The organism is Lentzea terrae (assembly GCF_003265345.1).
Classification (GTDB): Bacteria; Actinomycetota; Actinomycetes; order Mycobacteriales; family Pseudonocardiaceae; genus Lentzea; species Lentzea terrae.
On record NZ_QFWW01000009.1, the window covers coordinates 67,579 to 75,166 of the forward strand.

The following is a 7,588-nucleotide window of genomic DNA, read 5'->3' on the forward strand; positions in this document are numbered from 1 at the left end:
CCGTTCGATCTTGCCGTTGTTGCCGACGAGCTCCAGGTTCGGCCCGGAGGGAACGGCCAGGGCCGCGTCGCCGCCGCCGTTGTTCCCGCCGTTGTTGTTGCCGCCACCGTTGTTGTTGCCGTTGTTACCGCCGTTGTTGTTACCGCCGTTGTTGTTCCCGCCGCCGTTGTCGTTGCTGAGCTTGCAAGGCGCCAGGCGCTCCAGGCCCTGCGGCTTCTGGGCGTTGCGGCCGATCGCGATGGCCATCCGGTCGATCGTGGCGACCCGCTTGTCCTTCAACGGACCCAGAATGGCGTTGTTGATGAAGTTCGGACCGCCCTGTCCCTTGGTGGTCACGATCCGCTGGTTCGCCTCCGCGATCTGCTTGTCCAGCAGCGCGAGGTTGCGGTCCACCTCGGCGATCGCCTGGTCCGGCACGGCACCCAGCTCGCCGCGCACCGAGGGGCACTTCACGGTCGGCGTCGCATCGGCGCCGTTTCCGCCGGGCTGGCCGGCGAGCTTGCGCGGAGCCTGACCGTGGTCGGCGTGCTCGCCGTGCTCCTGCGAGCCGCCCTGCTGGCCGCTGAACTTGCGCGGGGCCTGGCCGTTGCCGCCGTGTCCCGCGCCGAAGAACATCTCGCAGTCGGCGAGCGAGGTCAGGTTCGGCTTGGGCGCGCTGCGGCCGATCGCGATCGCCATCCGGTCCAGGGTGGCCACCCGCTTGTCGCGCAACGGGTTGAGAATCGCGTTGTTGACGAAGTTCGGGTCACCGGGGTTCTCGTTGCGCGCCACCCGGTCGTTGGCTTCCTTGACCTGCTTGTCCAGCAGCTCGAGGTTCCGATCCACTTCGCCGCGCGCCTGCTGCGGCACGGCGGGCAGCCGGTCCTTGACCGACGGGCAGGCGATGTGGGGCGCGCCCGCTTCCTTGACCTTGTCCGGATTCGACCCGGACGAGTTCACGTTCGCCTTCGGGTTGATCCGCACGACCGGCCAGAAGTAGGACGACTTGTCACCGTTCTTGCAGGTCGTCTCCGAGTCGGCCAGGCTGTCGTCGGTCGAGTCGGCGCTGATCGACAGGTTGCCGACGAAGTCGTGGACGTGCTGCGCGCCGTGGGGCAGGCCTGGCTGGGCGACCGGGTTGTCGGCGCTGAACTTGCCGCCCTCGTTGGTGCCGCAGTCGACCGTGAAAACGCCCTTGGCGCCGTTCTGCTGCACCTTCGGGTTGACGACGTTCTTGGCGACCTGCTCGATGCGCACGAACGCACCGACCGGTGCGGGCTCACCGTCCTTCGCCGCCAGTGCCACGGTGGCGGTGCCCGCAGCCACCACGGCGACCGCCGACAACGACGCGATCAGGCGGAACTTCCGTCTGTCGGCTTCGCGGTGTGTCATACGTCCTCCTCGCTCATGCCGTGCATGATCAGGAGTACGTGCGAAACGGCCTTCCGGCTCAACGAAAGTCGCCGCGTCATCTTCCGATGAGAACTTCCAGCCCAGTTTGGGAAGAAAGCGCTCTCAGACCGACGGGCGAAGAGATCACTCTAACAGCATCGGACGGTGACCTGAGGTGACCGTCAACGCTGTCATCCGGCCCTGGCGACCCGTCGAGGCCGCCAGGGCCGGCGATCGGCTCAGGACGTGGTGCACGTGCTGCCGTTGAGGGTGAACGACGTCGGCGCGGGGTTGGAGCCGCTGTAGGTGCCGTTGAACCCGACGTTCGTCGACCCGTTCGGCGCCAGCGTGCCGTTCCAGCTCAGGTTGGTGGCTGTCACGTCGGCGCCGGACTGCGCCCACGTGGCACCCCAGCCGGGCAGGGTGACCCGCTGGCCGTTCGGATAGCTGAAGGCCAGCGTCCAGCCGTTGATCGTGCTCGTACCCGTGTTCGTGATGGTCACGCTCGCGGTGAACCCGTTGCCGCCACCCCAGTTCTGGGGCGAGTAACCGACCTTGCACGTGCCGGTGCCGCCGCCCGCGCTGGTCGTGGCTGTCACGATGCCGGAGTTGGCCGACACGTTGCCCGCCGCGTCCCTGGCCCGCACCTGGTACCGGTAGCTCGTTGACGGGGTCAGCCCGCTGTCCGTGAAGGACGTGGACGCCGCCGAACCCACGAGCGCGAACGAGCCACTGCCCAGCGCGCGGAACACGTCGTACCCGGTGACACCGACGTTGTCCGTCGACGCCGTCCAGTTCAACGTGAGACCGGTCGACGTGACACCCGAGGTCGTCGGAGTGCCCGGCGTGGTCGGCGGCTGCGTGTCGCCGGGGCCACCGCCGCCGAAGATCGTCGCTTCCTTCGACGTCTGCCGGACGCCGTTGACACCGTTGAGGAACCGCTCTCCCCACGGCGTGAGGCTCGCCGGGTTGAAGTTGTTGGTCATGTCGAGGTATGCGACATCGCTGCTGTTACCGCTCCACGACCAGCCCAGGTAACCGAGGCCGCGGGCATGCGCCTGAGCCATGATCGTGGCCTCGTCCGGGTCACCGTCCGAGTGGTTGTGCCCGAACTCCCCCACCACCAACGGCAGCCCGGCGGTCTGGAAGGCGTCGAAGTAGGCGTTGATCTCGGCCGCGGTGTCGTAGACGCCGTACATGTGGATGGAGAACACCGTGTTGCGCTGCGGGTCCGCGTTGAACACCGCCCGCGCGTTGTCCCGCATGATGTTGCTCCAGTCCTGACCCCACATCGGTGCGTCGGCCATGATCAGGTGCTGCAGCCCGGCACCGCGCAGCCGGCTGATCGCACTGCTCGTCGCACTCGCCCAGGTGGCACTGACCGACGCGTTGTTGCCGAACGGCTCGTTGCCCAGGTTGATGACGACGTAGTTCTCCTGACCCTTCAACGCGTTCGCCACGCCGATCCAGTACGTCGCCGCCTGGTCCAGGGTCGCGGCGCCGCTCTGCTCGCCGTACCCGGTGGTGTCGTGGACTTCCAGCACGCAGATCATCTTGTTCGTCTTGCACAACGAGATCACGTTCGTGACCTCGGCGGCCGGCGTCGGTCCCCATCGCTGGCCGCTGCCGAGCACGACGCGAACCGTGTTGGTGCCGAAGGACTTCATGTCCGCGAAGGCCCTGTTCTGGCTCGGGTACCAGACGTACGCGTGGTTGATGCCGCGCATCACGAACGCGTTGCCGTTGCCTTCGACGACCCGCGTGCCCTCGACGTGCAGGCCGGTCGCCGGGGTGCTGCCGCCGCCCAGCGCCGCGACCACGGCCGGGTACCAGCGGCTCTCGATCTTCTGGATGCCGGTGGAAGTGTTGGGGTGCACGCCGTCCGTGGTGTCGGCCGAGGTGCTGAACCCGGTCCACTGGTCGACCACGGTGATCGGTGAGGCCGCCGTGCTGTTCGCCTGTGCCCAGCCGGGAATCGCGGCGTTCAGGTCGACCACCCGCTGCCCGCACGCCGAGCAGTTCGCCGGGTTCATCGGGATGATCTTCGCGACGATCAGCTTGGTCGCGGGATTGCTCGCCCGCATCTGGCCGAGCATCGTCGTGTAGGCGTTCAGGATCGTGGCGGCAGGGATGTTGTTCCAGACGTCGTTGGTGCCGAGGTGCATCAGCACGACGTCCGGGCGTGCCGACGACAGCCAGCCGGGGAGCTGGTTGTCCCGCACGATGTTCGTCGCGAGGATCCCGCCATGACCCTCGTTCTCGCCGTCGTAGGTGAACCCGCAACCGGGCGCCGGCAACGAACCCACGAAGTCGACGTCCGTGTGTCCGGTGTCCTGCAAGTGCTTCCAGAGCAGCGCCCGCCAGCAGCCTGGTGAGCCGGTGATGGAGTCGCCGAGTGCCATGATCCGCGCGGGGGCGGCCGCACCGGCCGGAGCTGGAGCGATGACCGCGCAGGCCGCCAGGAGCAGACCGGCCACCACCGCTCGGAGAAATCGCCAGGTCAAAACGACCTCCTGAGGATGTCCGACAGGGGGAAATCCGAATTCCGGGAGCGCTCCCAGAAATCGGACTGTAACCACCCGGAAATCCGCTGCCACACCGCCGAGTGGCCCACCGGCGGAACCTGTCCGTTGCGGACAAGCCCATGACATCGGCTTGTCCGGTGGACAGATCTCCTCGTCAGCGCCGTCCTGCGGCGATCTCCTCCGCGTTCAGAGCGCGGTTCCACACCGTCAGCCTGCGCATCTTGCCCTTGAAATGCTTGCCGGCGGAGTTCTCCGTCGGTTTCGCCGTGATGCCGTCCACGGTCGTCTGTTCGACGTTGTTGTCGAACAGACGAGCAGTTCCGTTCGACAACGTGCAGGTGATGGTGTGCCAGCTGCCGCGCGACACGGCGTGGTCGACGTTCGCGTTGCCCATGTCCCACAAGGAGTACTGCCCCTGCTGCGCGGGATCGACCCACACCTGCGCGGAGATGGTCAGCGCGTTCAGTCCGGCCGTGAGGTTGTCCGGCAGGTCGAGGTAGCCGTCCGTGCCACCGAAGACGAGCCCGGCCGGTGAGCGGCTTACGTCGCCCCGGATCGTTGCCGTGCGGCCGTTTCCGGACAGGTCGGCGATCGCCGCGCCCGTACCACCGGTCAGGTCGTAGTCGGCCACGACGCCCTTCTTGTTGGCGCGCACCGGTGGCGGGCCCTTCCGCAGCCGGTCCAGCTCGGCCTTCGACACCGGCAGCGCCGTGCCGTGGCGCGATGCCCCGTCCAGCACGACGGTGACCGTGCGGAGGTCTCGTGTAGTCGAGTGCACAGTGGACAGCCGAGGGTCCGACCAGGTGATCAGGTCGGTCGACTCCCGGATCTCCAGTTGACTGCCGCCGCCCGCAACGAGGAAGAAGCGGTCACCTTCCTGGCTGCGGACGAGGAACGGGTCGCGGTGCTCCGACCTCACCACCGGAAGATCGTTCAGCACGTCCCAGCGCACCAGGTCGTTGCTCACCGCGAAGCGCACCTGCTCGTTGGAGGAGTAGGTGAACAGGTAGCCCTCCATGTCCACCTTCTTGGGCAGCGGCAGGACGGTGAGCGAGAAGTAGCGGGTGTTGCTGGTGTAGCCCTTCGTCGCCCGGACCGAGAGACGGGCGGTGCGCGGCCGGGATCCGTGCGGTGGCCTGATCACCTCGCCGGTGGTGGTGACGACGCGGGGATCACTGCTCTGCCAGGTGAACGCGACGTCGCGACCGCCCTTGGCCGGCAGCGTGATGTTGCCGCGGATCGCGTCCTCGTCGTGAATCACGATGTCCTTCAACGCGTTGTCGACCTTCTGCCGGTCGGTGAGATCCTCCGGCACGGTCACGGTGAAGTCGCGCGTCGCCGTGTACCCGGCGTAGGTGGCGGTCGCGGTGAGCGTCACCGTCACGTTGCCCGCCCGTGGCGCTGGCCGCGTGACGAGGCCGGTCGCCGACACCACGGAGGGCTTGCTCGACTCCCAGGAGAGCACCGAGCCGCCCGCTTTGGCCGGCAGCGCGAGGTCCTCGGTCGCGGTGTCCGCGAGGCTGAGGGTCGCCACGTCGGCAGCAGGCCTGGCCGACGCCGTCGTCTTGCCCAGCTCGCGTGCTTCGCCGGGGCTCAGCGCACGGCGGTAGAGCCGGAAGTCGCGGATCTTGCCCTTGAGGTCGTTGCCGAAGTGGTCGACGGCGGCAGTGGTGGTCACGCCGGTCTTCCTGGAGATCGCGACGCCGTCCTCGTAGCGGGTCGCGGTGCCGCCGTCGAGCGTGCAGGTGATCGTGCGCCAGCCGGTGCCGAGGTCGGCCTGGACCGAGACGGTCACGTCGGTGAGCCCGCTGATCACGTCGCCGGGCAGGCGCAGGCCTTCGGCACCCAGCGAGGTGTCGTAGTGCACGACCAGGCCGTCGTCGAGAGTGGCCGCCGCACTGGTCGTGACGGAGATCGCGAGCCCGGTCGCGCTGAGGGCGACGGCGAGGAGCGCCGAGGTGAAGGTGAAGTGACGAAAGGACATGCCGGCCTTTCCCGACGGGCACGCGCAGGTGCCCCAGGGTTGCTTTCAAGGGGAACGCGCGGACAGTCCCGGAAGTGCGCGCAAACATAGCTGGCGCTCGATAGCTGGTCAATGCAAACCGGAGGGCGGGTTCGACCCCGCCCTCCCGAACGGTCATTTGCCCAGGCTCTCCAGTGAGCGCTGGGCGGCTGCCAGGCCGTCCTTCGGCGTCACGAGCCCGTCGCAGATCTCGCCGATGATCGTCGAGAAGGCCTTCTGCATGCCGCCCCACTCCGGCGTCATCGGTGGCGTGAAGGCGAACTCGGCCGACTGCTTGAAGGCGTCCAGGTTCACGTCGCCGATCGCCCACGCCGGGCGCAGGAAGTCGTCGCTGTCCTGCACCTCCCGGTTGGCCGGCGCGTCCTGACCGGTGGTGGCGATGGGTTTCTGCCCCTCCGCGCTGGTCAGAAACTCGAGCACCTCGAACGCGAGCTCGGGACGCGTGCTCGACTTCGTGATCGCGAGGCCGCTCTGGAACGAGATGGTCGCCTGCTTGGTGTTCTTGAACAGCGGCGAGATGCCCCACCGCACCTGCGGGGCGTTCTTGAGCGAGGCGATGTTCCAGAAGCCGGTCATGATCATGGCGGCGTTGCCCTGGGCGAACAGCTGGTCCGGATTGGCGACCTTGAGCGCCTCGTAGTCCTTTTTGGACGGCGCGACGCGGTGCTTGTGCACCAGGTCCGCGTAGAACTGCATCGCCTTGACGTTCTCCGGCGAGTTGATCACCGGCTTGCCCGCGTCGTCGAGGATCTTGCCGCCGTTCTGCAGCATGAACGCCATCCACCAGGGCCACCAGTCGCCGGCGGCGAAGCCGTACCGCATGGTCTTCTCGCCGTCCCTGACCGTCAGCTTCTGCGCGGCGGCCAGGAAGTCCGGCCACTTCCAGTCGGCGGTCGGGTAGGCGACGCCGTCCTTGTCGAACAGATCTTTGTTGTAGTACAGGACCATCGGCCCGTTGCGATCCGGCAGCGCCCACGTCTTGCCGTCGCGGTCGTAGGAGCGCGCGGCCCGCTCGCCGAACCTGCCCACGAGGTCGAGCTTCTCCGTCTCGATGTACGAGTTCAGCGGCAGCAACTGGTTCTTGCTGCTGTGGCTGTGCACGGACTCGTTGACCTCGATGATGTCGGGCGGGTTGCCCTCCGCGATCATCTTGCCGATCTTCGAGCCGAAGTCGTCCTTGATGTGCAACAGCTTGACGTTGACCCCCGGGACGCGGTCGCTCGCGAGGTCGACGCGTTGCTGGTACGTCTTGGCGTCCTGGTCGCCACCCCACACGGCGACCGTCACCACGGGCTCCGGCGGCGGTGGCGGCGCGCTGTTGGCGGCGCATGCGGACACGGCGAGACACGCCACGGCTGCGGACATGACTCTGAACGGGCGTTGCCCCATTTACGTGGATCCCCTCGGAAGTTCAGTTCGAACACAGTGGGACTCCTCGGTCACCGATGTGACCGCCCACATGCCTCTGTCGCTGAACCTGTTCCCCCGTGCCGCACTCCGATCGAGCACAGTACGTGATCTCCATTTGTTTTTGAAGAGCTTTTCGGCGCCGCCTGCAGGTGCTTCACCTGGGTGTTTGCACGATCAATCATGGTCGTGGGGGTGCCACGCTGAGTAGTCGTCGAATTCGACGTCGAATTCGACGTCCAGGCTCCAGAAGCAGCTATGT

At 67.2% G+C, this 7,588-nt stretch carries 4 protein-coding genes; all 4 read right to left on the reverse strand.

Going from position 1 to position 7,588, the window contains the following annotated elements; translation table 11 throughout:
- On the reverse strand, window positions 1–1,371 hold a 1,371-nt coding region (locus DI276_RS17050), incomplete at its 3' end, for a DUF1996 domain-containing protein (protein WP_112264383.1).
- Between the two features lie 239 nt (window positions 1,372–1,610).
- Window positions 1,611–3,875: a cellulase family glycosylhydrolase gene (locus DI276_RS17055; protein ID WP_112264385.1), complete on the reverse strand. Its 2,265-nt coding sequence runs from the start codon at window positions 3,873–3,875 to the stop codon at window positions 1,611–1,613.
- Window positions 3,876–4,050: 175 nt separating this feature from the next.
- Window positions 4,051–5,880: an immunoglobulin-like domain-containing protein gene (locus DI276_RS17060; protein WP_112264387.1), complete on the reverse strand. Its 1,830-nt coding sequence runs from the start codon at window positions 5,878–5,880 to the stop codon at window positions 4,051–4,053.
- Between the two features lie 153 nt (window positions 5,881–6,033).
- Window positions 6,034–7,284, reverse strand: a complete 1,251-nt coding sequence (locus DI276_RS17065) for an ABC transporter substrate-binding protein (RefSeq protein WP_157984762.1) — start codon at window positions 7,282–7,284, stop codon at window positions 6,034–6,036.
- Between the last annotated feature and the right edge of the window lie 304 nt (window positions 7,285–7,588).